General features: G+C 70.8%; 27 protein-coding genes. 14 read left to right on the top strand and 13 right to left on the bottom strand.

Annotation, left to right across the window (positions count from 1 at the left end):
* The first annotated feature begins 27 nt into the window (after window positions 1-27).
* Entirely contained in the window at window positions 28-459 is a 432-nt protein-coding gene (locus tag G4Z16_RS16575) for a hypothetical protein (RefSeq protein WP_207794551.1), read from the top strand.
* A 103-nt stretch (window positions 460-562) separates the two neighbouring features.
* The gene (locus G4Z16_RS16570) at window positions 563-1,135 is read left to right on the top strand and encodes a bacterial proteasome activator family protein (RefSeq protein ID WP_197351543.1); all 573 of its coding nucleotides are present in this window, start codon (window positions 563-565) and stop codon (window positions 1,133-1,135) included.
* 40 nt (window positions 1,136-1,175) lie between these two features.
* Here the strand turns inward: G4Z16_RS16570 and G4Z16_RS16565 are convergent, their stop codons facing one another.
* The 3 genes from G4Z16_RS16565 to G4Z16_RS16555 are packed head-to-tail and all read right to left on the bottom strand — an operon-like array spanning window position 1,176 to window position 4,055.
* Complete coding sequence (locus G4Z16_RS16565; RefSeq protein WP_197351542.1) at window positions 1,176-1,997, bottom strand: TrmH family RNA methyltransferase; 822 nt, start codon at window positions 1,995-1,997, stop codon at window positions 1,176-1,178.
* A 4-nt stretch (window positions 1,998-2,001) separates the two neighbouring features.
* The gene (locus G4Z16_RS16560; protein WP_246531307.1) at window positions 2,002-3,309 is read right to left on the bottom strand and encodes an HTTM domain-containing protein; all 1,308 of its coding nucleotides are present in this window, start codon (window positions 3,307-3,309) and stop codon (window positions 2,002-2,004) included.
* Window positions 3,310-3,314: 5 nt separating this feature from the next.
* Complete coding sequence (locus G4Z16_RS16555) at window positions 3,315-4,055, bottom strand: DUF5819 family protein (RefSeq protein ID WP_246530895.1); 741 nt, start codon at window positions 4,053-4,055, stop codon at window positions 3,315-3,317.
* Window positions 4,056-4,207: 152 nt separating this feature from the next.
* Between G4Z16_RS16555 and paaA the strand changes: the two genes are divergently transcribed.
* From paaA to G4Z16_RS16530, 5 genes are all read left to right on the top strand, one after another.
* Window positions 4,208-5,227, top strand: a complete 1,020-nt coding sequence (gene paaA, locus G4Z16_RS16550; RefSeq protein WP_197351540.1) for a 1,2-phenylacetyl-CoA epoxidase subunit PaaA — start codon at window positions 4,208-4,210, stop codon at window positions 5,225-5,227.
* Window positions 5,227-5,514, top strand: a complete 288-nt coding sequence (paaB, locus tag G4Z16_RS16545) for a 1,2-phenylacetyl-CoA epoxidase subunit PaaB (RefSeq protein WP_055484808.1) — start codon at window positions 5,227-5,229, stop codon at window positions 5,512-5,514. Before paaA ends, paaB begins: the two co-directional genes overlap by 1 nt.
* Window positions 5,511-6,260: a 1,2-phenylacetyl-CoA epoxidase subunit PaaC gene (gene paaC / locus G4Z16_RS16540; protein ID WP_197351539.1), complete on the top strand. Its 750-nt coding sequence runs from the start codon at window positions 5,511-5,513 to the stop codon at window positions 6,258-6,260. Before paaB ends, paaC begins: the two co-directional genes overlap by 4 nt.
* 80 nt (window positions 6,261-6,340) lie before the next feature.
* Window positions 6,341-6,823, top strand: coding sequence for a 1,2-phenylacetyl-CoA epoxidase subunit PaaD (gene paaD / locus G4Z16_RS16535; RefSeq protein ID WP_197354678.1), 483 nt, complete (start codon window positions 6,341-6,343; stop codon window positions 6,821-6,823).
* A gap of 7 nt (window positions 6,824-6,830) precedes the next feature.
* Complete coding sequence (locus G4Z16_RS16530; protein WP_197351538.1) at window positions 6,831-7,916, top strand: 2Fe-2S iron-sulfur cluster-binding protein; 1,086 nt, start codon at window positions 6,831-6,833, stop codon at window positions 7,914-7,916.
* A gap of 90 nt (window positions 7,917-8,006) precedes the next feature.
* Here the strand turns inward: G4Z16_RS16530 and G4Z16_RS16525 are convergent, their stop codons facing one another.
* The 3 genes from G4Z16_RS16525 to G4Z16_RS16515 are packed head-to-tail and all read right to left on the bottom strand — an operon-like array spanning window position 8,007 to window position 9,794.
* Window positions 8,007-8,348, bottom strand: coding sequence for a rhodanese-like domain-containing protein (locus G4Z16_RS16525; RefSeq protein ID WP_197351537.1), 342 nt, complete (start codon window positions 8,346-8,348; stop codon window positions 8,007-8,009).
* A gap of 16 nt (window positions 8,349-8,364) precedes the next feature.
* On the bottom strand, window positions 8,365-9,345 hold the full coding sequence (locus G4Z16_RS16520; protein WP_246530894.1) for a J domain-containing protein: 981 nt from the start codon (window positions 9,343-9,345) through the stop codon (window positions 8,365-8,367).
* A gap of 50 nt (window positions 9,346-9,395) precedes the next feature.
* Entirely contained in the window at window positions 9,396-9,794 is a 399-nt protein-coding gene (locus tag G4Z16_RS16515) for a winged helix-turn-helix transcriptional regulator (protein WP_197351536.1), read from the bottom strand.
* 110 nt (window positions 9,795-9,904) lie between these two features.
* Between G4Z16_RS16515 and G4Z16_RS16510 the strand changes: the two genes are divergently transcribed.
* Window positions 9,905-10,564: an FMN-dependent NADH-azoreductase gene (locus tag G4Z16_RS16510; RefSeq protein WP_197351535.1), complete on the top strand. Its 660-nt coding sequence runs from the start codon at window positions 9,905-9,907 to the stop codon at window positions 10,562-10,564.
* A gap of 130 nt (window positions 10,565-10,694) precedes the next feature.
* On the opposite strand, the gene G4Z16_RS16505 is transcribed toward G4Z16_RS16510, so the two are convergent.
* The 3 genes from G4Z16_RS16505 to G4Z16_RS16495 all read right to left on the bottom strand — a co-directional run bounded on the left by G4Z16_RS16505 (window position 10,695) and on the right by G4Z16_RS16495 (window position 15,825).
* Window positions 10,695-11,399, bottom strand: coding sequence for a CBS domain-containing protein (locus tag G4Z16_RS16505; RefSeq protein WP_197351534.1), 705 nt, complete (start codon window positions 11,397-11,399; stop codon window positions 10,695-10,697).
* Between the two features lie 187 nt (window positions 11,400-11,586).
* On the bottom strand, window positions 11,587-15,291 hold the full coding sequence (locus G4Z16_RS16500; RefSeq protein WP_197351533.1) for a hydantoinase B/oxoprolinase family protein: 3,705 nt from the start codon (window positions 15,289-15,291) through the stop codon (window positions 11,587-11,589).
* A 21-nt stretch (window positions 15,292-15,312) separates the two neighbouring features.
* The gene (locus tag G4Z16_RS16495) at window positions 15,313-15,825 is read right to left on the bottom strand and encodes a flavodoxin domain-containing protein (RefSeq protein WP_197351532.1); all 513 of its coding nucleotides are present in this window, start codon (window positions 15,823-15,825) and stop codon (window positions 15,313-15,315) included.
* Window positions 15,826-16,045: 220 nt separating this feature from the next.
* On the opposite strand from G4Z16_RS16495, the gene G4Z16_RS32180 reads away from it, so the two are divergent.
* From G4Z16_RS32180 to G4Z16_RS16485, 3 genes are all read left to right on the top strand, one after another.
* Window positions 16,046-16,186 (top strand): hypothetical protein, encoded by a 141-nt coding sequence (locus G4Z16_RS32180; RefSeq protein WP_207794550.1) that lies wholly within the window; start codon window positions 16,046-16,048, stop codon window positions 16,184-16,186.
* Window positions 16,183-16,272, top strand: a complete 90-nt coding sequence (gene kdpF / locus G4Z16_RS16490; protein WP_197351531.1) for a K(+)-transporting ATPase subunit F — start codon at window positions 16,183-16,185, stop codon at window positions 16,270-16,272. The genes G4Z16_RS32180 and kdpF overlap by 4 nt, the downstream gene beginning before the upstream one ends.
* A gap of 154 nt (window positions 16,273-16,426) precedes the next feature.
* Entirely contained in the window at window positions 16,427-17,104 is a 678-nt protein-coding gene (locus G4Z16_RS16485) for a response regulator (protein ID WP_197354670.1), read from the top strand.
* 188 nt (window positions 17,105-17,292) lie between these two features.
* Here the strand turns inward: G4Z16_RS16485 and G4Z16_RS16480 are convergent, their stop codons facing one another.
* The 4 genes from G4Z16_RS16480 to G4Z16_RS16465 form a co-directional block, all read right to left on the bottom strand.
* Window positions 17,293-18,111, bottom strand: a complete 819-nt coding sequence (locus G4Z16_RS16480; RefSeq protein ID WP_197351530.1) for an ABC transporter permease — start codon at window positions 18,109-18,111, stop codon at window positions 17,293-17,295.
* Window positions 18,112-18,160: 49 nt separating this feature from the next.
* Window positions 18,161-19,171, bottom strand: coding sequence for an ATP-binding cassette domain-containing protein (locus G4Z16_RS16475; protein ID WP_197354668.1), 1,011 nt, complete (start codon window positions 19,169-19,171; stop codon window positions 18,161-18,163).
* Window positions 19,172-19,250: 79 nt separating this feature from the next.
* Window positions 19,251-20,093: a DUF4097 family beta strand repeat-containing protein gene (locus tag G4Z16_RS16470; protein WP_197351529.1), complete on the bottom strand. Its 843-nt coding sequence runs from the start codon at window positions 20,091-20,093 to the stop codon at window positions 19,251-19,253.
* An 82-nt stretch (window positions 20,094-20,175) separates the two neighbouring features.
* A complete protein-coding gene (locus tag G4Z16_RS16465; protein WP_197351528.1) occupies window positions 20,176-20,688 on the bottom strand; it encodes a toxin-antitoxin system HicB family antitoxin in 513 nt (170 codons plus the stop codon).
* 254 nt (window positions 20,689-20,942) lie between these two features.
* Here G4Z16_RS16465 and G4Z16_RS16460 point away from each other — a divergent pair, with 254 nt between their 5' ends.
* The 3 genes from G4Z16_RS16460 (at window position 20,943) to G4Z16_RS16450 (ending at window position 24,484) form a co-directional block, all read left to right on the top strand.
* The gene (locus G4Z16_RS16460; protein ID WP_197351527.1) at window positions 20,943-21,161 is read left to right on the top strand and encodes a hypothetical protein; all 219 of its coding nucleotides are present in this window, start codon (window positions 20,943-20,945) and stop codon (window positions 21,159-21,161) included.
* A 255-nt stretch (window positions 21,162-21,416) separates the two neighbouring features.
* Window positions 21,417-22,337, top strand: coding sequence for a CPBP family intramembrane glutamic endopeptidase (locus tag G4Z16_RS16455; protein WP_197351526.1), 921 nt, complete (start codon window positions 21,417-21,419; stop codon window positions 22,335-22,337).
* 200 nt (window positions 22,338-22,537) lie between these two features.
* Entirely contained in the window at window positions 22,538-24,484 is a 1,947-nt protein-coding gene (locus tag G4Z16_RS16450; protein WP_197354660.1) for an APC family permease, read from the top strand.
* Window positions 24,485-24,537 lie beyond the last annotated feature (53 nt).

The following is a 24,537-nucleotide window of genomic DNA, read 5'->3' as shown; positions in this document are numbered from 1 at the left end:
CTCCGCGTGACCGCGGTGATGCCCTGCGTGGCCGCGATGCTGGTCGCGGCCCTCACCGGGGCCGTACCCGCTCCCGAATCACCCGCCGACGGACACGGGGGCTCGTCCAGGGTCTCCGCAGTGGTGCGCGAGGACACGGACACCACTGCGAAGTCGCCGGATGATCACGGTACTTCGCAGGACGGTCCCGCTCCGGCGGCTCCACACCGTCCGGATGCGGGCGGCGGCCCCGAGAGCGGCGGCACCGGCGAGGACGCCGGAGGCGGCGCGGGGGTCTTCGGCACTCACGATCTCTACGAGCCCGACCCGGGCGCCGAAGAGGACTCCGCCCCGTCCTCGCAGCATCCCCCCACGACGGCCGCCACGGGCGAGGTCTCCCCCGTGCTGCCCCTCGGCGCAGGGATGACGCTCATCGGTCTGGGACTCGCCCTGATCGCGCTGAGGTTGAGGCACTTGTGACGCACGGGGACGGCGGGCGGCTCCGCCGGGCCCCTGACCCGTACCGAGCCCTGTGAGGGACTCCGAGGACATCGGGCCACGGCATCAGTGCAGAATGGGGGTCATGACACAGCCGAACAACGAACGCCCGAAGGAGAACAAGCACGTCCTGGTGGTCGGACCGGACGGCATGGCTCTGGGCAGCGCCGACTCCACGGCCGGCGGCGAGGACGGCGAAGAGCAGGCTGAGGTCCCGGTCACGGAGATGGTCGAGCAGCCCGCGAAGGTCATGCGCATCGGCAGCATGATCAAGCAGCTGCTCGAAGAGGTGAAGTCGGCCCCGCTGGACGAGGCGAGCCGGGTGCGGCTGAAGGAGATCCACACCAGCTCCATCAAGGAGCTCGAGGACGGTCTCGCACCGGAGCTGATCGAGGAACTGGAAAGGCTCTCGCTGCCCTTCACCGAAGACACGGTGCCGACCGACGCCGAGCTGCGCATCGCACAGGCACAGCTCGTGGGCTGGCTCGAAGGGCTCTTCCACGGCATCCAGACGGCGCTCTTCGCCCAGCAGATGGCCGCGCGGGCCCAGCTGGAGCAGATGCGCCGGGCGCTGCCTCCGGGGACGCTCCCCGAGGACGGCACCCTCGGCGACGAGGAGCCGGGGCGCCCCACCCGCTCGGGCGGCCCGTACCTGTAGACCCTGGGGACACCTCCGGCCGGAGACGGCCGCCGGGCGCTCAGCCCTGCCCCGGCGCGCCAGCGACGGGCTCCTGAGCCCGCCCCGCCATCCAGTGGTAGAGCGTCATCGCGACGCTGGTGGCCAAGTTGTAACTGGAGACCTGCGGCTGCATCGGCAGGGCCACCAGATGGTCGGCCCGGTCCCGCAGCCCGTCGGAGAGCCCGTGCCGTTCCGAGCCGAACGCCACGAGCGCGTCGTCGGGCAGTACGAGACCGCGGATGTCCCGTCCGGCCGGGTCGAGCGCGTAGAGCGGTCCCGGCGGCAGGCCGGACGGTTCGCACCGCCGCACGGCCGTCGCGAAGTGGAGCCCCGCGCTCGCCCTGACCACATTGGGGTGCCACGGGTCGACGGTGCCGGTCGTGAACACACCCGCCGCACCGGCTCCCGCGGCGAGCCGGATCACCGCACCCACGTTGCCCAGATGGCGTGGGTTGTCGAGCACGACGACGGGGGCCGTACGGACGTCCGGCACCTGCCCGGAGCCGCGCACGGCGAGCGCCGCGACGCCCGTGGGATGGGGGCGGGGAACCAGCCCGTTCAGCGTTCCCCCTGGCACCTCGCTCAGCAGCCCGTCCAGCGTCTCCATGAGATCGGGCGCGAGTCCGGCGGCGAGCGTGAGCACCGCCGCGCGGTCCTCCGTCAGCGCGAGCGGTACGACCGCGCCGAAGCGCAGCGCGTGCTTGAGCGCGTGGAAGCCGTCGAGCAGCACGCTGCCGTCCGCCAGCTCCCGCCACTGCCGCAGCACCGGGGCAGTGGACGCGCCGCCGCCGCCCGGTCCCGGGAAGGCGGCGCCCGCCCCTTTGTCCTCTCCGGCGATCATGGCGTCAGCGTACGGAAATCCCGTCGCCGCTCCGCTGCTGAGGCACCTGAGAGGCATGGGAAGTCCCGCCGGCTTCACCGTCACCGCTGTCGCCGGGACCGCCGCCACCGCGTCCGCGGTCGCCCCGTCCGGGAGCGAGCCGCGCGAGCACCCGCCGCCAGCCACCGTGGAAGCGGTCGCCGACCCAGATGAGAAGGACGGTCGGCAGGAAGACGGCATCCGCCGCGATCATGGCCATCGAGAAGAACGGCAGCCCGAGCAGTACCGCGATGCTCAGATGCTCCGTGATCATGGCCGCGAGGAGGACGTTCTTGACGCGCCTGTTGAACAGCGTGAACGGGAAGGCCACCTGGACCGCGACCGTGCCGTAGGTGATCAGCAGTATCAGCAGGCCACTGGCCGCCATGAACGAGCTGATCTCCGGCCAGGGTGAGAAGTAGTCCAGGTTCATCGGGTAGTAGACGGCCGTGCCGTCCTGCCACCGCGAGCCCTGGATCTTGTACCAGCCGGCCGTCGCGTAGATCAGGCAGACCTCGACCACGATGACCAGCAGCGTCGCGTTGTGCACGAGGTTGGCCAGCATGTCGCAGACGGTCCGCGCCTCGCTGCCGGGCATGTAGCGGTTGACCATCCACCAAGCGGCCTGTGCGGCCCACAGCGCCCAGAAGAACAGGCCCCAGCCGATGCTGAGCGCTCCGCCGACGGTCGACACGAGCATGATGACGCCGAAGACGGACCACAGCACGACGCCGGTCGCGTCACGCCCGCGGGGAGCGTACGGGTCGCTGCCCGCGGCGGCCGCCTTCCTCCGCTGCCGCCGTGCGTCCAGGGACCAGACCTCGGCGCAGCGCGTGAGGACCACGTACATCGCCATCAGGTGGATCACGTTGTCGCCGCCGTCGCCCATGAAGACGCTGCGGTTCTGCAGGCCGAGCACGCCCACCATGTAGACGACGGAGGCGGTGCGCGTGCGCCAGCCGAGGACCACCGCGAGGCTGGCGGCGATGGCCACCAGATAGACGAACTCGAACCATGCGGCGCTGTCGGACCACATCAGCACGGTGAAGGCGTTGTTGGACCCGATGAGCCGCTCGGCCAGCTTCCAGCTCCAGGGACCGTCGGGCCCGTACAGCTCGTGACGGTGCGGGAGTTCACGCAGGAGGAAGAAGAGCCAGGTGGCGGCGAAGCCGATCCGTACGACCGCTGTCTGGTACGGGGCGATCGCCTCCGAGGTCACCCGGGCGATGCCGCGCGCGACGAAGCTCTCGTCCGCCGGCTCGGCGTGGGACTCCTCGGGACGAGGGCGCTGCAGTTCGGTCACTTGTCCCAGCCCCCCGGAAGGTCGGCGCTGGCGATCTGCCACCAGGGCTGCACCCGGTAGTCGGTCTTCGAGTCCGTCTTCTCGTCACTCCAGGAGGGGGGAGCGACGGGCGTCGTCGCGGAACGGACCTGTATTCGCTCGACCGTTCCGCCGTTGAGCTCGGGGCCGAAGCGCAGCATCACTATTCGCTTGATGTAGCTCTCGGACAGCTCGCCGCGCAGGCCGAGGGGCTTGCCCTTGTCGTCGTGCGAGCCGCGGTAGAACTCCCAGCCCCTGCGGAGTTCGTTCTGCTCCGTGTGGCTGGGCGCGAGGCTGTGGTCGATGGCCTCGCCGTCCATCTTCGAGAGGTTGACCCAGCCCGTCGTCTCTGTGCTGCCGTCGTCCTTGGCGACGCGGGCGCGCGCGTGCACGTGGATGTTCTGCTGGAGGGGGTTGGGCGCGAAGAGCTTCCAGTTCTGCTCGAACTCGGGATAGACGTAGTCGTCGATGCCCTGACCGTGCTTCTTGCTGAGCGTGTTCGAGGGAGCTACGTGCAGGAAGACCATGGACAGGTGCACGGCGACGGCGAGGACCGCGGCCGCGGCGGCCACCGCCACGATCGTGCGGCCGAGGCGGGACAGCCCTGCCGGCCCCGGAACCCCGGCCTCGGCCGTGGCCGGCCCGGGGGGACCCCCGCCCTCCTGCGGTGGCCCGCGCCGCGCCTCCGCCTGCGGCGCCTGCTGCTCTTCTTGCTCCATGCCCTCCCCTGCTCCCCGCGTTCATGCGTCGATCGGCCGATACGACCTCAGACATTATCGAGCCTTGACACCCTGTGGGCCCTCGGCTCACCATTGAACCGAACGATCGGTCGGTTGGGATAGCGGCTTCGGCCGCCGGCAAGGGGGTCGGGATGACATCGGTGCTGCTCGGCGAGGGCGCACAGGCCGCCGGAGAGCCGGCGGAGCCGCTCGCGGCCTTCGACCGCGCCATCGCCGCGGACGAGCGGATCGAGCCGCGCGACTGGATGCCGGACGACTACCGGAGCACGCTCGTACGTCAGATGGCCCAGCACGCGCACTCCGAGATCATCGGCATGCAGCCCGAGGCGAACTGGATCACGCGGGCGCCGTCCCTGCGCCGCAAGGCCATCCTCATGGCCAAGGTGCAGGACGAGGCGGGGCACGGACTGTATCTCTACAGCGCCGCGGAGACGCTCGGCACGAGCCGCGACGAGCTGCTCGACAAGCTGCACTCCGGCCGCCAGAAGTACTCCTCGATCTTCAACTACCCGACGCTGACCTGGGCCGACGTCGGCGCGATCGGCTGGCTCGTCGACGGCGCCGCGATCACCAACCAGGTGCCGCTGTGCCGCTGCTCCTACGGTCCGTACGCGCGGGCGATGATCCGCATCTGCAAGGAGGAGTCCTTCCACCAGCGGCAGGGCTTCGAGCTGCTGCTCGCGCTGAGTCGCGGCACCGAGGCCCAGCACGCCATGGCACAGGACGCGGTGGACCGCTGGTGGTGGCCCTCGCTGATGATGTTCGGCCCGCCGGACGACGAGTCCGCGCACAGCGCCCGGTCCATGGAGTGGAAGATCAAGCGGCACTCCAACGACGAGCTGCGCCAGCGCTTCGTCGACATCTGCGTGCCGCAGGCCGAGGCGCTCGGCCTCACCCTCCCCGACCCCGAGCTGAGCTGGAACGAGTCGCGCGGGCACTGGGACTTCGGCCCGATCGACTGGGAGGAGTTCCGCCAGGTGCTGAAGGGCAACGGGCCGTGCAACGAGGAGCGGCTGAGGCGCCGCCGGGAGGCCCATGAGAACGGCGCCTGGGTGCGTGACGCCGCGGCGGCGTACGCGGCGAAGAACGCGGCCCCGGGCCGTGGCAGGGTGCGTGAGCAGGATCTGACGGAGACGGCGGTGAGCGCGTGATGAGCGGTACGGACTGGCCCCTCTGGGAGGTGTTCGTACGCAGCAGGCGCGGCCTGTCGCACACGCACGCCGGGAGTCTGCACGCCCCCGACGCCGAGATGGCCCTGCGCAACGCGCGGGATCTCTACACACGGCGCTCCGAGGGCGTCTCGGTGTGGGTGGTGCCGTCCCACGAGATCACAGCGTCCTCGCCGGACGAGAAGGACCCGTTCTTCGGGCCCGCCGCCGACAAGCCCTACCGCCACCCGACGTTCTACGAGGTGCCGGAAGGGGTGCGGAACCTGTGACGGGCACGGAGGGGCTCTCCTCGCGCAGCGCCGCCGCGCTCGACAACCCGCTGCTGCCGCTGGCGGACGACGCGCTCGTCCTCTCCCACCGCCTGGGGGAGTGGGCCGGGCACGCCCCCGTGCTGGAGGAGGAGCTGGCGCTTGCCAACATCGCCCTCGACCTGCTCGGCCAGGCGCGCGCCCTCTACGCCGAGCTCGGCGACGAGGACGAGCTGGCCTTCCTCCGTGAGGAACGCGCCTTCCGCAACTGCCAGTTGGCCGAGCAGCCCAACGGCGACTTCGCCCACACGATGATCCGCCAGCTGTACTTCTCCGCCTGGCAGGAGCTGCTCTACGGCCAGCTCGCCGAACTCGGTCAGCCGCTCGCCGCCAAGGCGGTCAAGGAGTCGGAGTACCACCGCGACCACGCCGAGCACTGGACGCTGCGGCTCGGCGACGGCACGGAGGAGAGCCACGAGCGCGCCCAGCGCGCAGCGGACTCCCTCTGGGGTTTCACCGGTGAGCTCTTCGAACCCGTGGAGGGGCCCGGGCCGGTCGGCGAGGTCGACTGGGATGCTCTGCGCACGGGCTGGACGGAGCGCATCACCGGGACGTTCGAGAAGGCCACCCTCACGGTGCCCGCGTCCCCTCAGCTCGGGGCCTGGAAGGCCGGAGCGGGCCGTCAGGGCCTGCACACCGAGCCCTTCGGCCGGATGCTCGCCGAGATGCAGCATCTGCACCGCAGCCATCCCGGAGCGTCGTGGTGACCGTCCCCCTCGGCCCCGGAGGACCTGGGGGAACCCCCACCGGGGCCGGCGCGGAGCCGGCCGCGAAGCGGCAGCGAGACCTGGAGGCGTGGGCCGGTTCCGTTCCCGACCCGGAGCTTCCCGTCATCACCCTCGCCGAGCTGGGAGTGCTGCGCGGCGTCCATGAGACGGCACCGCACGGCCCCGTCGAGGTCGAGCTGACCCCGACCTACACGGGCTGCCCGGCGGTGGAGGCCATGACCACCGACATCGAGCAGGTCCTGCGTGAGCACGGCGTCCCCGAGGTCACCGTGCGCGTCGTACTCGCGCCTCCGTGGAGCACCGACGACATATCCGACGAGGGGCGACGCAAGCTCGCCGCACACGGCATCGCGCCGCCACGCGCCGGCGTCGCGGGCGGCAGCGCCTCGCGGGGGCCGATCCCGCTGACGCTCGCCATCCGCTGCCCCAACTGCGGCTCAACGGAGACGACGCTGATCAGCCGTTTCTCGTCCACCGCATGCAAGGCGCTGCGCCGCTGCGAGTCCTGCCGGGAGCCGTTCGACCACTTCAAGGAGGTGTGAGGGCGCCGTGAGCACCTTCCATCCGCTGCGCGTCACGGCCGTCGACCGGCTCACCGACGACTCCGTCGCCCTCACCTTCGCCGTGCCGCCCGAGCTTCGCCCCCTCTACGGCTACTCGCCGGGTCAGCACATCGCGCTGCGCCGGCACCGTGCCGGGGCGGACACCGTGGTGGCGAGCGCCGAGGTCCGGCGCACGTACTCGCTCTGCGCGCCCGCCCACGACGAGCCGCCGGAGCTGCGCATCGGAATACGGGGCGTCGAGGGCGGCGACTTCTCCAGCTACGCGGTGAAGGAGCTGAGGCCCGGCGACACCGTGGACGTCCTGCCGCCCACGGGCCGCTTCGTTCTGGAGCCGCGCCCCGGCCGCTTCGCGGCCGTCGTGGGAGGCAGCGGGATCACCCCGGTGCTGTCCATCGCGTCCACGCTGCTCGCGCGTGAACCGGAGGCGCGCTTCTGCCTCGTACGGAGCGACAGGTCCGCGGCGTCGACGATGTTCCTGGAGGAGGTCGCCGACCTCAAGGACCGCTTCCCCGACCGCTTCCAGCTGGTCACGGCCCTCTCCCGCGAGGAGCAGCAGAGCGGGCTGCCGAGCGGCCGTCTGGACGAGGCACGGCTGAGCGGGCTGCTGCCGTCGCTGCTGTCCGTGCAGGACGTGGACGGCTGGTATCTGTGCGGGCCTCTGGGCCTTGTCGAGGAGGCCTCACGGGCGCTGCGCGGCCTCGGAGTGCCGCGTGCCCGCATCCACCAGGAGATCTTCCATGTCACGGAGGCGCCTTCGGCACCCGCCGCGTCCAGGCCGGACGTTGGCGGTTCCCGCTCGGCGTCCGTGACGGCCAACCTCGACGGCCGCTCGGGCTGCTGGCCCATGGCCGACGGGGAATCCGTGCTGGAGACGGTGCTGCGCCACCGCGCGGACGCGCCGTTCGCGTGCAAGGGCGGGGTCTGCGGCACCTGCCGGGTGCGCCTTGTCTCCGGTGAGGTGCGCATGGAGCGCAACTACGCGCTGGAACCGGACGAGTTGGAGGCCGGCTATGTGCTGGCCTGCCAGTCCCACCCGGTGACCGAGGCCGTGGAGGTCGACTTCGACGGCTGAGGCGCCGCCGCGCCGCCGGGACCGATCCGGGCGCTCCGGCGGTGCAGCCGGAGCGCCGGTGCGGGCTCGGAGTACGGATTCAGGACGGGCTCAGAGCACGTACGCGCTCTCGGCGTCGGCAGTCAGCGGCCGTCCGGCCGCCTCCCACGCGAGCATGCCGCCGTCGACGTTGACCGCGTCCACGCCCTGCTGCCGCAGATACTGCGTCACCTGAGCGGAGCGCCCGCCGACCCGGCAGACCACGTAGACCCGCTCGTCCTCACCGGCGCGCTCGGTCAACTCGCCCAGCCTGCCGACGAATTCACTCATCGGAATGTGCAGTGCGCCCTCGGCGCGCCCGGCTGCCCACTCGTCGTTCTCCCGGACGTCCAGCAACAGCGCGTCCGCCGGCACCGATGCGACATCGACCTGCGGCAACTGACCGAATTCCATGACGAAAAGCTCTCTCTCAGCTCTCTTGCTCACCGGCGCCGGCGTTCCCGGCCGCTCCGGCGTTCCCGGCCGCTGCGGCATTGCCTGCCGCTGCGGCGTCGCGCTGCTCCACGAGCCGCGCCAGTTCGCGCTCGCGATCGGCCACCTGTTCAAGCAGCTGCTCTGCGATCTCGTCGAGCAGCGCGTCGGGATCGTCGGGCGCCATCTTCAGCATGGCGCCGATCGCGCTCGCTTCCATCTCGGCGACCATCGCCGTGAGCACTTCCTTGCGCTCCGCCAGCCACTCCAGTCGTGCGTAGAGGAGTTCGCTCTGCGGCACCCGCGGTTCCGGTTCCTCTTCGCGCGGACCGTTCTCCCACTCCTCCAGCAGGTTCCGCAGGGCCTCCGCATCACCGTCCGCGTAAGCCTTGTTGACGCGTACGAGGAAGTCCTCGCGGCGCTGCCGCTCCCCGTCCTCCTGCGCCAGGTCGGGGTGCGCCTTGCGCACCAGCTCCCGGTACGCCTTGCGTGCCTCCTCGCTTGGACGCACACGTGCGGGCGGCTGCACGTTCTGCCCGGTGAGCATGGCGGTGGCCTCGGGCGGCATGCCGTCGGAGTCGATCCACCCGTGGAAGAGCTCCTCCACCCGCGGCATCGGCAGCACGGCGGCCCGCGCCTCCTGCGCCTTGCGCAGATCCTCGGGGTCTCCGCTGATCTCGGCGGTGACCTCGAGTATCGCGGCGTCCAGCTCGTCGAGACGCGCGTACATCGGCCCGAGGCGCTGGTGGTGCAGCCGCGAGAAGTTCTCCACCTCGACCCGGAAGGTCTCCACGGCGATCTCGAACTCGATCAGCGCGGTCTCGGCCGCCCGCACCGCCTTTTCCAGACGCTCGGTACCGGGTTCCGCGGAGCCACCGGCCTCCTGCGGCGCCGCGGCTTCGCCGGACGGCTCGGGCTTCTCGGGCTGTTCCGGCCGCTGCTCCGGCTCTTCGGCTTCCGCTTCCGGGTTCGCTGTCATCGGGCCCACCCTACGGAAGCACTGCCGGCCTTTCCCAGCTCGCCCGTGGATCAGGCCCTGAACTCCGTGGGGCAGCCCACCGCTTCGTCCGGAAGGTGGGTGTCGGCCCACCGCGTCAGCTCCGTCATCGCCGGGCGCAGCGCCAGCCCGGCCCCCGTGAGCTTGTAGCTGACCCGCAGCGGCGGGCCCTCCTCCACGGTGCGTACGACGAGGCCCAGCGACGCCAGCTCGGTCAGCCTGTCGGAGAGCATCCGCTCGCTGATGCCGGGCACCGCACGGCGCAGCTGCGCGAAATGGCCCGGCCCGTTCATCAGCGCCGCGAGAACGAGCCCCGTCCAGCGCTTGCCCAGCACCTGGAAGACGCGCGTGATGCTGCTCTCGGGCTCGCTGCACCCGCCGGCGGCGCCGAGCGTCCCCTCCTGCTGCGTCTGTTCCCGGGGCTCTGCCATGCCTCAAGAGTACTGCGCCCACACAAGGGGGTGCAGAAAAGTAAGTACCTGTGTTATCAATAGCTACGTACGCAATGCCACCTCCTTACGTACCCCAAGGAGCTTCCCTCATGGCCACACTGCTTCACCTCGACTCCTCCGTCTTCCCGCAGGACGCGTCCGTCTCCCGCGACGTCGCCGCGTCCTTCCGCAAGGCATGGGAGGCGGAGCACCCGGACGGGAGGGTCGTCCACCGCGATCTGGCCGCCGACCCGCTGCCGCACCTCGACGGCGTGGCCGCCTCCTCGGCCTTCGTGTCCCCCGAGGCCCGCACTCCCGAGCAGGCCACGGCCTACGCGCTGCGTGACGAGCTGGCCCGCGAGCTGGAACAGGCGGACGCCGTGCTGATCGGCGCACCCATGTACAACTTCACGATCCCCTCGACCCTCAAGGCGTGGATGGACCAGGTGATCCTCAACGGGCGCACCTTCGGGACCGACTCACCGTCGGCGGCGGGCACCCCCACCGTCGTCGTGGCCAGCCGCGGCGGCGGCTACGGGCCCGGAACGCCCCGTGAGAGCTGGGAGTTCGTGCAGAACTACCTGGGCAAGGTCCTCGGCGAGGGCATGGGCCTGGAGCTGGAGTTCATCGTGCCGGAGCTCACACTGGCCGGCCGCACCCCCGGCATGGAGTCCCTGGTCGACGTCGCCGAGGCCTCACGGACCAAGGCCCACGAGGAGGCCGGCACCCACGGCAAGTCCCTCGCGGCCCGTCTGGCTGCGGCAGCCTGACGCCGGCGCGGTGCGCCGTGTCGTCCCACCCCGCCCGTCCCGGAACGGTCCGGCCCACGGTCCGCCGCAGGACCGTGGGCCCGACGGGCGGGGCCGGCGCATCAGCCACGGCCGTCGGGGCCGCGTCCGCTCACCCCAGGTCGAACCGCACGTCCACGACGCCCGCGACCGAGTGGATGAGCCGCGCGGCGACCGGCGCCAACGAGGGATCGGGCAGCCGCCCGCGCACGGTGGCCACTCCCTTCTCGACCTCGACCCGTATCTCCGCCCCCGCTCCCGGCAGCAGAGCGAGCGCGTCCCGCCGGATCTCCTCGGCGATCTCCTCGTCCTCCCGCAGGAACACCTTCAGAAGATCACCGCGGCTGACGATGCCGGTCAGCCTGCCCTCGCCGTCCACGACCGGCAGGCGCTTGACCTGCTTCCGCGCCATGATGCGGGCGGCCTCGGTCAGCCGAGCGTCCTCACGGACGGAGACGGCGGGGCTGCTCATGAGGTCGCCGGCCGTCCGCGCACCCGACTTCAGCAGCCGCTCCCTGCGCTCGCGGGGCTCGTTCAGGCCCGGGGCCCCGTCGCGGTACTCCTCCATGGCCAGCAGATCGGCCTCGGAGACCACGCCGATGACGCGTCCGTCGGCCTCCAGGACGGGGACCGCACTCACGCGCCACTCCTGCATGTTCCGCGTGACGTCCTTGAACGCGGCCTGCCGCCCGACGGCGATGACGGCATGCGTCATGACGTCACCGACGGTTCGCGGCGATGCTCCTGCCTCCGGGTCCTGTCCATGAGCGCCGACGGGCCGCCGGGCCTGGTCGCGTACGTCGGCATCGTGTGCCATGTCGGCTCCCCTTCCCGGGCCGGTCCCCTTCGGGACGGAACGGCGAGCTCAGCGAGCTGCCGTGCGGGGCCTCTCCTTCGGCTCGGCTCCCTGTCTCCAGCGTGGGATCCGTCCGGCACGGCGAACCAGCTCCGAAGGGGCCTTCCCGGGGGAGCCGAAGGTCCCGGCCGCCGGGCCACTGCCGGAGTCACGCGGCCTCCCGGTCACTCGCACCGTCCGCGGAGGCGCCGCCGGTCCGCGGTGTCCCGTATCCGCCGCCGCCCGGCGTCTCGACCACCAGCACGTCGCCGGCATCCACCTCTGCCGAGTCGCACGCACCCATGACGAGGCTGCTGCCGTCCGCGCGTTCGACGCGGTTCGAGCCCAGTGCGCCCGTACCGCCGCCCGCCATTCCGTACGGAGGCACCCGCCGGTGACCCGAGAGCGTGCTCACCGTCATCGCCTCACGGAAGCGGATCCTGCGCACCGCGCCGTCGCCGCCCCTTCGCCGGCCCGCTCCTCCGCTGCCGTGCCGGACGGCGAACTCCTCGACGAGGACGGGCAGTTGCCATTCGAGGACCTCGGGGTCCGTGAGCCGCGAGTTGGTCATGTGCGTCTGCACGACGGACGCCCCGTCGAATCCGTCGCCGGCGCCCGAGCCGGACGCGACGGTCTCGTAGTACTGGTGGCGCTCGTTGCCGAACGTGACGTTGTTCATCGTCCCCGAGCCCTCCGCCTGCACGCCCATGGCGGCGTAGAGCGCACCGGTGATCGCCTGTGACGTCTCGACGTTGCCCGCGACGACGGCTGCCGGGTGCACCGGGGCGAGCATCGACCCGGGCGGAATGATGATCCGCAGCGGCCGCAGGCAGCCGTCGTTGAGCGGGATGTCGTCCGCGACGAGCGTGCGGAAGACGTAGAGGATGGCGGCGGTCACCACGGAGGTCGGAGCGTTGAGGTTCGATGCGAGCTGTGCCGAGGTGCCGGTGAAGTCCACTGTCGCGGAACGGTGTTCGCGGTCGACCGAGACCCGTACGGAGATGACCGAGCCGGAATCGGTCTCGTAGCGGTACTCGCCGTCCTCCAGCGCGTCGATGACCTTGCGCACGGCCTCCTCGGCGTTGTCCTGCACGTGGCGCATGTACGCCTGCACCACGTCCAGGCCGAAGTGGCCGATCATCTGGGCGACTTCCTCGACGCCCTTCCGGTTGGCGGCGATCTGCGCACGCAGGTCGGCGAGGTTCGTGTCCGGGTTGCGGGAGGGGTACGGCGCCTCGGTGAGCAGCCGCCGCGTCTCCTCCTCGCGGAGCCTGCCGTCCTCGACGAGCAGCCAGTTGTCGAAGAGCACACCCTCCTCGCGGATCTCCCGGCTGTCCGCGGGCATCGAACCGGGGGTCAGCCCGCCGATCTCGGCGTGATGCCCGCGCGAGGCGACGAAGAAGAGGATCCGCGCGCCGGCCGGGTCCTCGCAGCCCGCGGGATCCTCGAAGGCCGGGGTCACAACGGTGACGTCCGGCAGGTGCGTGCCGCCGTTGTACGGGTCGTTGACGGCATAGGCCTCACCGGGCTTCATCGTCCCGGCCCGGCGCCGGATCACTTCCTGGACGGTGGTGCCCATCGAACCGAGATGCACGGGGATGTGGGGCGCGTTGGCGACGAGATTGCCCTCCGGGTCGAAGAGCGCACACGAGAAGTCCAGCCGCTCCTTGATGTTGACCGACTGCGCCGTCGACTCCAGCCGCGCGCCCGTCTGTTCGGCGATGGACATGAAGAGGTTGTTGAAGATCTCCAGGAGGACGGGATCGGCTTCGGCTGTGACGTCAGCCTCCGTGGGCGCCGCCACGCGCTCCACGAGCAGGTGTCCCGTGGGCATCATGGACGCGCTCCAGTCCGCGTCCACGACCGTCGTGGCGTTGGCCTCGGTGATGATCGCGGGCCCGGTCACGCGGTCGCCGGTTCGCAGCGATCCGCGGCGGTGCAGGGGGACGTCACGCCATTCCCCGCCCGAGCAGAGCCGCACGGTGCCTCCGGCCGGCACCTCGCTCCCGCCGGGGCCGCCGATCCCGTCGTCCGCCCGGCCGTCCGGCTCGCCGGGGTCGCCGGGGCCGGGCTCCTCCGTGACGCCGACCGCCTCCACCGCGACGGCCTCCACGACGATGGGACGGTCCAGGAGGAACGAGTACATGGCGCGGTGACTCGCCTCGAACTCCTCGGTCATGGCGGCGCGTTCGGTGAGTTCGACGGGCACGGTCGTGTCCGTCCCGTCGTAGCGGAGCTGTGCGCGCCGCACCACGCGGACGTGCTCGTCGCGGACGTCCTGGTCCCGGAGTTCGGCGCGGGCCGCCTCCTCCAGGTCCGCGGCCTCGTCCCGGATCCGCTCCATGTGCCGCTCCTCCAGCGTGAGTTCGACGGACTGCTCACGCATGGCGGTGGTGTCGGCGAGGCCCATGCCGAGGGCGGAGAGCACGCCTGCCATCGGCGGTACGAGGACCGTGCGGATGCCCAGGGAGTCGGCGACGGCGCACGCGTGCTGGGCGCCGGCACCGCCGAAGGTGGTCAGTGCGTACCGCGTGACGTCGTGGCCCTTCTGGATCGAGATGCGCTTGATCGCGCTGCCGATGTTGGCCACGGCGATGTCGAGGAAGCCCTCGGCGACCTGCTCGGGGGAACGGCTGTCGCCCGTGCGCGCGTGGATGTCCTCGGCGAGGCCGGCGAACCGCTGCCGCACGGTCTCACGGTCCAGCGACTGGTCGCCCTCCGGTCCGAACACGTGGGGGAAGTAGGCGGGTTGGACGCGGCCCAGCATCACGTTGGCATCGGTGACGGTCAGCGGGCCGCCCCCTCGGTAGGAGGCCGGGCCGGGATGGGCGCCCGCGGAGTCCGGACCCACCCGGTAGCGGCTGCCGTCGAAGTGCAGGACCGATCCCCCGCCCGCGGCGACGGTGTGGATGTCCAGCATCGGAGCCTGGAGGCGTACTCCGCCAACCTGTGTGCTGAACACCCGCTCGTAGTCGCCGGCGTAGTGCGACACGTCCGTGGAGGTGCCGCCCATGTCGAAGCCGATCACCTCGTCGTAGCCCGCCAGCCGCGACATCCGGGCCATCCCGACGATGCCGCCCGCCGGGCCGGAGAGGATCGCGTCCTTCCCGCGGAAGTGCCCCGCCTCTGCGAGGCCGCCGTTCGACTGCATGAACATCAGGCGCACGCCCCGCATCTCATCGGCGACATGGTCCACGTAGCGCCGCAGAACCGGGGAGAGGTACGCGTCGACCACAGCGGTGTCGCCGCGCGGCACGAGCTTCATGAGGGGACTGACCTCGCTGGAGAGCGAGACCTGCGGGAACCCGGTGCGTGCGGCGAGCTCTCCGACGGCCCTCTCGTGCGCCGGGTGCAGATGGCTGTGCAGGCACACCACCGCGACCGCCCGGATGCCGTCGTCGTAGGCGCGCCGCAGTTCGGGCGCGAGCGCGTCGAGATCCGGGGCGCGCAGTACCGTGCCGTCTGCCGTGATGCGCTCGTCGACCTCGATCACCCGCTCGTACAGGGCTCGGGGGAGCGTGATCGCCCTGTCGAAGATGCGGGGACGGTTCTGGTAGCCGATGCGCAGCGCGTCGCCGAAGCCCCGTGTGATGATCAGGGCCGTCCGCTCGCCCTTGCGTTCCAGCAGGGCGTTGGTGGCCACGGTGGTTCCCATCCGTACCGCTTCGACCCGGCCGCCGGGGACGCTCGCGCCCTCCTCACCGCCGAGCAACGTGCGGATCCCTGCCACGGCGGCGTCGTCGTAGCGGTCCGGGTTCTCCGACAGGAGCTTGTGGGTCAGCAGCGTGCCGTCCGGGCGCCGGGCCACGATGTCCGTGAACGTGCCGCCCCGGTCCACCCAGAACTGCCACCGTCCACCGGCGCCGTCCGTCACGTCCGCTCCGCGTCCCACGCGTCAGACCCGGGCCCGCTCCGAGCGGAGCCGGGCCGCGATGTCGCCGCCCCAGGCGCTCACTTCCTGCTGGTCGCGGAAGTCGCCTCCCGGTCCCTCCCCGAGGAGCTGACCGGCGAGTACACCGCGCGCCCCGTCGGTGAGCCGGCCACCGAAGGTGCGGTGCTCCTCCGCGCCGAGCCTCCTCGCGATCCGCGCCACGCGCCGCGGGGGCGGTATCGGCTCCTCCCTGCCGGAGGTGTCGCGACGCCCGCTGCTGAAGAGCCACACGGGCATGCGCAGCAGCTGACGCCGGTGAAGGGCGGCGAAGCGCTTCGCGTCGCGGCGCCACCGTCCGGCGTAGACGGCGGAGCCCAGCACCACCGCGTCATAGCGGGTCACGTCGTGCGCCTTCTCCGCGGCGGTGATGTCCGCCTCCAGCCCTCTGTCACGCAGGGTCTCACCGATCCACGCGGCGATCTCGGCCGTGGAACGGTTCCTGCTGCTGTAGGCGACGAGTACGCGGAGCAGAGACATAGAGTCACCCCATCGTTGGTGCTCTCTCTCCCCAGGGTCGGCCCTTCCGGCACGGTGTGCCAGGACCGGTGGGCCCTGTAGGGGGCGGGCCGAAGGTCCCTGCCGGTCCGCCGCAGGCCGCCTCCGGCCGCTCGACGTCAGGGCGGCGTCAAGATCGCCCGTTGGGGCGTCAGAGGTTCGTCAAGGGCGTCCGCGCCCGGCGCCCGCGGGGAGTTTCCTCATGCGTGAGCTCGCGACCGCGGGCATCACCGGCCCGAGTTTCCCGGGAGCAAGCGGATGGCCGATCCGGCTTTCGTCGTCACCGTGGTCGCGGGTGTTCGCGCTGGTGGTTCTGGTCGCAGGAGGGGTGGCGAAGCTGTGAGCGCCGAGAACATCGCCGGTCTGGTCCTGTGCGTCCTGGTGCTGGGTTACCTGATCGTCTCGCTGATCTTCCCGGAGAGGTTCTGACGATGAACACCCCCAGCGGCGGCCTGACCATGGTGCTCACCCTGGCGACCGCTCCCGGCAGGACCCCCGCACGGCCCGATCTTCCCGCGGGAGTCACCTCATGACACGATCCACCCGACCCCAGGCGGACACGCCACGGCCCGAGGGAGGACGGATGCCGCGGGTCCTCGTCGTCGACGACGAACCACAGCTCGTACGGGCCCTCACGATCAACCTGCGCGCCCGCAAGTACCGCGTGGACTCCGCCCACGACGGTGCCACCGCCCTTCAACTCGCTGCCGCCGGGCACCCCGACGTGGTCATCCTCGACCTCGGGCTGCCCGACATCGACGGCATCGACGTCATCAAGGGGCTGCGCGGCTGGACGCGGGTGCCGATCATCGTGCTGTCCGCCCGCCACACCTCCGACGAGAAGGTGGACGCCCTCGACGCCGGCGCCGACGACTACGTCACCAAGCCCTTCGGCATGGACGAACTCCTCGCCCGCCTGCGCGCCGCCGTTCGCAGGGCGACCCCGGCCGACGAGGAGGACGTCGTCGTCGAGACCGAGACCCTGAGCGTCGACCTCGCGGCCAAGAGGGTCAGGCGCGACGGCAGCGACATCCGGCTCACCCCCACCGAGTGGCACGTCCTCGAGGTGCTCGTACGCAACTCCGGGCGCCTGGTCACCCAGCGGCAGCTGCTGCGGGACGTGTGGGGCCCCACGTACGAGACGGAGACGAACTACCTGCGCGTCTACATGGCCCAGTTGCGCCGCAAGCTCGAACAGGACCCGGCGCACCCGCGGCACTTGATCACCGAGGCCGGAATGGGCTACCGCTTCGAACGGTAGCCGGGCCCGGAATCCCGCCGGTCGACCGGACGGGACGGCCCCCGCCACCGGCGGATCCACCCCCACCACGACCGGGACACCGCAGGCGGAGAACGCCGACAGGGCAGCGTGCCCCGGCGCGGTGCCGGAGAACGCCGCCCCTGGAGCGGGACGAGCCCGCGGCCAGGCGGCCCGCAAGCCCGGGTCCTCTACTTCGGGTCGCGGTTGAACAGCGACTGGGACCAGACGTAGCCGAGGACGGCCAGTCCCACGCACCAGGCCATGGCCAGCCACCCGTTGTGGCCGATCTCGCTGCCGAGCAGCAGGCCGCGCAGGGTCTCGATGGCCGGAGTGAAGGGCTGGTACTCGGCGACCGGCTGGAACCAGCCCGGCATCGCGTCGACCGGGACGAACGTGCTGGAGATGAGCGGCAGGAAGATCAGAGGCATCGCGTTGTTGCTGGCCGCCTCGGCGTTCGGGCTGGACAGGCCCATCCCGACCGCGATCCAGGTGAGCGCCAGGGAGAACAGAACGAGCAGCCCGAGCGCCGCGATCCACTCCACAACGGTGGCATCCGTTGACCGGAAGCCGATGGCCACGGCGACGGCCCCGACGAGGACCACGCTCATCACGCACTGCAGCACGCTGCCGACGACGTGCCCGATGAGCACCGACCCGCGGTGGACCGCCATCGTGCGGAAGCGGGCGATGATGCCTTCGTTCATGTCCATCGCGACGGACACGGCGCTGCCGATCGTGGTGCTGCCGATGGTCATCAACAGCAGGCCAGGGACGAGGTAGGCGATGTACTCGGACCGGTCCGCCCCGCCGCCGCCGATCCCCGCGCTCATGGTGTCGCCGAAGATGTAGACGAAGAGCAGCAGCAGCATCACCGGCGTGAGCAGCAGGTTGAGGGTCAGGGACGGATAGCGGCGCACGTGCAGCAGGTTGCGGCGCAGCATCGTGGACGAGTCGCGCACGGCGAGCGAGATCCGGGCCGGGCGGGCGGGAGCCAGAGAAGTACTCATGGGCGCAGTCCATTCCTTGGAAGGGTGGCGGGGGGCGACGGGTGGGAGCTCATCGGACAGCCTCCTTCGGCTGGTCTGTCTGATCTGTCTGGCTGGTCCGGCCGGTCTCGCCGGAGCCGGTGAGGGCGAAGAACACGTCGTCGAGGTCGGGCGTGTGCACGGTCAGCTCGTCCGCGTCGATGCCGACGGAGTCGAGCCGGTCGAGTACGGAGCGCAGCTCGCGCTGGCTGCCGTCGCTGAGGATCTGGAGCGACAGCGCCTCGTCGTCCCGGCCGGCCTCGTCCAGGGCGGATGCGGCCGACCGGTACGCCGCCGGGTCGGAGAACCGGAGCCGGACGTGCCCGCCCGGGATGAGCCGCTTCAGCTCGTCGGCGCTCCCCTCGGCCACGATCCTGCCGTCGTTCAACACCGCGATCCGGTCGGCGAGTTCGTCGGCCTCGTCCAGGTACTGGGTGGTGAGGAAGACGGTGACGCCGTCGGAGACGAGCTCGCGGATGATCTGCCACATGTTGTGGCGGCTGCGCGGGTCCAGGCCGGTGGTCGGCTCGTCGAGGAAGATGATCCGCGGCCTGCCGACCAGGGTCATGGCGATGTCCAGGCGCCGCTTCATTCCGCCCGAGTAGCTCTGGGCGGGCTTCCCGGCGGCGTCGACGAGGTCGAACCGCTCGAGCAGTTCGGTGGTGACCTGCCGCCCCTCGCGCTTGGACAGGTGGTGCAGGTCCGCCATGAGGAGCATGTTCTCCTCGCCGGTGATCAGCCCGTCGACGGCGGAGAACTGCCCGGTGACGCCGATCGCGGCGCGCACCCCGTCCGGTGAGGTGGCGATGTCGTGGCCCGCGACCTGCGCCTGCCCGCCGTCGGCGGTGATGAGCGTGGACAGGATCTTCACGGCGGTGGTCTTGCCGGCCCCGTTGGGCCCGAGCAGCGCGAACACGGATCCGGCGGGGATACGCAGATCGATGCCGTCGAGGACGGTCTTGTCGCCGTACGACTTGCGCAGACCGACGGCGGAGACGGCGGCGGGCGAGGAGCGCCTGCCAACGCTTTTGGACGTGGGCATGACAGATGAAGCCATGGGAAACCCTCCTGTTAGAAGGCTGAAATGGTGGGAGGAGTGGGTGAGTTGGCGGAGCGGGTGCTCAGGCCCGGGCGCGGAGGACGTCGATGGTGCCCCAGTTCGTCCGTGCGCGGACCTTCACGGCGTCCTCGGTCTGTTCCGGGGCGTCGGATGCGGCGAGCCTGTTGCGTACCTGCCCGTGGGTGGAGCTGACGTCGAGCCAGGCGGCGGTGTCCTCGCGGATGCCGACCTCGATGGCGCCGTAGTTGGTCTCCAGCTGGACTGTGCCGCGCGCGACATCGGCGACGCGCAGGGTGCCGTGGGCGGTGGTGGCGGCGACCGAGCTCTCGGCTCGCGCGATGTCGATGTCGCCGTGGGCGCCGCTCACTCGCAGGTCACCGATGACCGCGCCGACGGTCGTGGTCCCGTGCGAGTTCTTCAGGACGGCGGTGCCCTCGACGGTGCCGACGCGCAGGCTGCCGGAGCTGGAGGTGATCTCGGCGTTGCCCTCGACCTGGTCGACGGTGATCGAACAGTGCGAGGCCGTCAGCCGGAGCGGCCCGGTCGTGTCGAGGCGGACGTCACTGCCCGAGGTCTTCAGCCGGACCTCCCCGAGCCGGCCCTCGCCGAGCACCTGGGTCCAGGAGCCGGTCATGTCGACGCGCGAGCCTGCGGGCAATTCGACGGCCACGTCGACGGAACCGGTGGGCCCGACGAGGCGGCGCTCCTTCGTCCTGACGGTCAGGACTCCGCTCACGTACTTGACCTCGGTCTGCTCGGCGGTCCGAACGTCCTTGTCCCGCTTCGGGTTTCCGGGCCGCACCTGGACGACGGTGTCGAGCCGGTCGCTCGCTGTGAACCGGATGGAACCGGCGCCGACATGGGCGGTGACCGAGATCGGTTCGGGGGTGTCGAAAGTAGGCATAGCTGTCCCGTCCTCTTGGGTCTCGATGACGTCCCCGCTGGTGGGACGTGGTGTGGGTGAAGTGGTGCGGGCGGGCGAGGAGTCAGCGCACCCAGCCCGTGAAGCTCTGTCCGATGGTCTGTGTCTTCTCCGTCGTACGAGGCCGCGTGCCGCCGTCGACCGCGGCCGACACGGCCCGCACCAGCCACGCGTTGACCGACAGGCCTTCGCGGGTCGCCGCCTCCTCGGCGCGGGCCTTGAGTTGGGCGGGCAGACGGAGGTTGACGCGGGCGGTGCCGCCCTCGTCGCTGTCGGCGTGTGCCGGGATCTTGTGCGGTTCGACGGGAGCCTGCTCCGCGGGGCCACTGTCGGCGGGCGGCGGCGTCACCACGAAGTCGGGGTCCATGCCGCGCAGCCGTACGTCGACCGATCCGGGAGCGAGTTCGCGGGTGATCTCGCCCATCGCGGCGGAGAGCACATTGAGCATGGTCAGACGAGTCGCCGACTCCAGGGGAGCGGTGAGGCGGTCGGCCAGCTCGCGGGCCTCGTCACCGCCGGCTTCGGCGGCCACCGCAAGTTCGCGGCGGAGGGTGTCGACATACGGCGTGAGATCCATGACGTCATAATGGCACCACTATGGCGCCATTCGCAAGTCCGATTGGCGCCCACTGCGGGGCGTGCATGGGGAAACCCGGGCTGAACTGGGATAAGACGTCGGGATCGGGTCGAGACATGGTGGCGCCATGGGTACCCATGCACCTCTTGAGGGTGCGGCTTCCACCCCGGAGGCACCGTCGTGGCACCATATGGCGCTGTTCAGCGCCACCTCGGCACCACCTGGCGCCAGACGACACCAAACGATGCCCTGTGATGGCGCCACCCGAGGGCAGCCTGCCCCTCCTCGCACTCAGCCGCCGCCCCACCGAACCCGTACTCGACGCCTCCGTACGGCCGTTGAAGCACGTGCTCTCCGAACTCCGCGACGTATCCGGCGCAGTTGACGTATCCGGCGCAGTTGATGCCGCCCGCCGCACGCACGCCCGCGGACAGGACCGGCGGTCCCCGGCCCGCGACGACGCAGTGGAGTAGTGATTACTCAGGCGTAGCCGCCGGGCGCCGCACGAGAATCCTCCGAGCCGCACGGACAGCCGTGCGCGACGGCCTCGCGCCGACCGTCGAGGCGTTGCCCGAGACTCCCGATCTGCACCCGCGCCGGGGTGGGCTCCTGCCCTCTTCGCGGAGGTCCTAGCGCCCGATTGCAAGCCCGTCGCATCGAAGGCCGGTCGTGGAGATCGCCGAGCCGCAATCGACGACCACACTGACCCGGAAGCCGGAAAGGAAGACATGAACAGCGCAACTCGATCGGTGGGGGCCAGGTTCACTCGCCCGAACCTCCTGCTGGACGGCATGCAGACGGCTGCCCGTCCCACCGGTCCGGCCCTCTCCATCGTCATGGGCCTTGTCATTTTCGGTGTGGGATCAGTACTCCTGGCGCCCGTTGTCGTGGCGCTGGAGGGCACCTCCCAACAAGGGGGCTTCCGGGAGACGTTGCTCGCGCTCCTCGGGGGCTTTCTTCCGCCCTTGCTTCTCCTCCTCCTCTGGGTGCGGTGGAAGGAAGGGCGCAGCGCGCTCACGCTCGGCTTCCAGACGTCCCGCGCCGGCAGGTCGATCGGCTTCGGCGCCGGACTCGCACTGGTGATGTTCTCCCTGCCGGTGTTCCTGAATGTGGTTTCGGGTCAGATGCACTTCACGGCGCACGACGGCGAGTGGGTGCGATCGTCCCAACTGGGCGCGGTCCTGGTTCTCCTGCTCGCGTTCACCGTCCAGGGCAGCACGGAGGAGATATTCACCCGTGGCTACCTGTTGCAGGCGGTGAACCGGAAATGGGGGCTGAGGTCGGCGATGGTGACGCAGACCGTCTTCTTCTCCGCGATGCACCTCGCCAATCCGTCCGCGCTGCGCCCGCTTCCCATACTCAGTCTGGCGCTGGTCGCCGTGTTCCTTGGCTTCTGGGCCCTCAGGGAAGGCGGCCTCGTGGCCGTGTGCGCCTGGCATGCGGTGTGGAACTGGACACAGGGCAATGTGTTCGGCATTCGCGTGTCGGGGAACGAGCTGCAGAACTCGCTGCTGACCGTCGCGGAATCGTCGGGCGCGAGTTCGCTGCTCACCGGTGGCGCTTCCGGAATCGAGGGCTCGGTCCTCGCCACGCTGGTGCTTTCCATCGGAATCGTCTTCGCCTGTCGCGCCTGGCGCCGGCGTCCTTGAGATCCGCTCGGGGCTTCGACTCCGTCACCCTCGGCCGCACTGGGGCCGAGGGTGGCGCGCGGGCCCGTCGAGTCGGCGCCGACGGGGACCGCCATACTCGGTGCTCGTCACCGACGTGAGAGCCGTGACGGATGCGCTGAGCGGAGAGGGAGGCTGACAGCGAAGTGGCGGACGCGAACGGGCAAGCCGTGCCGGAAGCGATGGACAGCCCTGCGCTGCGGGCCCAGCCGAACTCCGGCCTGGCGGGCTGGTTGCTTCGCCACCGGGTGCAGCCTGTCGGGCCGGAGTCGGGCGAGGGGCACACGGAGGCGCACTCCTGGTGGAAGGTGATGTGCCTGACCGGGGTGGACTACTTCTCCAGCCTCGCGTACGTGCCGGCCATCGCGGCGCTCGCGGCCGGGGCCATCTCCCCGTTGGCGACGCTGCTGATCGTGCTCCTGACGCTCGTGGGGATGCTGCCGATGTACCGGCGTGTGTCCCGGGAGAGCCCCCACGGCGCCGGGTCGGTGGCGATGCTGGAGGATCTGCTGCCGTTCTGGTGGGGCAAACTCTTCGTGCTCGCCCTGCTCGGCTTCGTCGCCACGTCGTGGATCATCACGATCACCCTCTCCGCGGCGGACGCTTCGGTCCACATGACCGAGAACCCCTACCTGCCCCAAGCCCTGCATGGCCATGAAGTCGCCATCACGGTCGGGTTGTTGCTGGTACTCGGAGGGGTGTTCCTGCTCGGGTTCAGCGAAGCGGTCAGCGTGGCGATCCCGCTGGTCGCGGTCTTCCTGGTACTGAACGCGGTGATCATCGCCGTCGGTCTGGCGCACGTCTTCACCACGCCCGGCGCCTGGTCGGAGTGGACGAACGCCCTTGTCGAAGGCGGAGGCGGCCTCGGCGATCTGGCCGGGCCGGCGCTCCTGGCGTTCCCGCTGCTGGTGCTGGGCCTGTCCGGCTTCGAGACCGGGGTGAGCATGATGCCGCTCGTGTCCGCCGACGGCTCCGATGCCGAGCAGCGGCTGCGCTCCCGTATCCGGAACACCCGCAAGCTGCTGACCACTGCCGCGCTCATCATGAGCGTCTACCTGCTGTCCGCGAGCTTCGTGACCACCGTCCTCATCCCCCACAAGGAGTTCGAGCCCGGCGGCGCCGCCAACGGCCGCGCACTGGCCTGGCTGGCACACGAGCACGTCGGAGAGGCGTTCGGCACCGTCTACGACATCAGCACCATCCTGATCCTCTGGTTCGCGGGCGCGTCGGCCATGGCGGGACTGGTCAACATCGTCCCGCGGTACCTGCCCGACTACGGCATGGCCCCCGAATGGGGCCGCGCGGTACGGCCCGTGGTGATGGTCTACACGGTCCTCTGCGTCCTCATCACCATCGGGTTCGAGGCCGACGTCGACGACCAGGCCGGCGCCTACGCCACCGGGATCCTGGCCATGATGGTCTCCGGTGCGTTCGCGGTCACCGTGTCGGTCGTACGCCGCCGCCGGCACGTGGCCGCAACAGGCTTCGGGCTGCTCACACTCGTGCTGCTCTACGCGCTGGTGGCCAACATCGTCGACAAGCCCGACGGCATCGCCATCTCGGGGCTGTTCATCCTCGGCATCATCGTCGTGTCGCTGATCTCCCGCGTCACGCGCACCACCGAACTGCGGGCCGACCGCATCGTCTTCGACCCGGCAGCCCGCCAGTTCATCACCGACACCCTCGAATACGACAACGCCATCGACATCATCGCCAACCAGCGTCAGGCCGGGGACGAGGCGGAGTACTCCGCCAAGGAGCGCGAGCAGCGCCTCGACAATCCGGTTCCCGGCCCGCACGACGTGCTGTTCCTGGAGATCGACGTGGTCGATCCGTCCGACTTCAGCGAATCCCTCGTCGTGCGCGGCGTCGAGGTCGAGGGTTACCGGATCCTGCGCGCCGAGGCACCGGCCGCCCCCAATGCCATCGCCGCGATCCTGCTCGCCCTGCGCGACGCCACGGGTGTGCAGCCGCACTGCTATTTCTCGTGGGCCGAGGGCAGCCCGCTGCGGCACATGTTCCGCTACTTCCTGCTCGGCCGCGGCGACACCGCCCCGGTCACCCGCGAGATCGTCCGCGGCCACGAGCCCGACCCCGAACGTCGCCCCGGCATCCACGTCGGCGGCTGACCCGCCGGCTCGGGCAGGGCCTCTCTCACCAAAGGCGGCCGGGGACAGGCTCC

The organism is Streptomyces bathyalis (assembly GCF_015910445.1).
GTDB classification, from domain to species: Bacteria; Actinomycetota; Actinomycetes; order Streptomycetales; family Streptomycetaceae; genus Streptomyces; species Streptomyces bathyalis.
The sequence above is the reverse complement of the archived record's forward strand: the minus strand, read 5'-3'. Positions and strand labels throughout refer to the sequence as shown.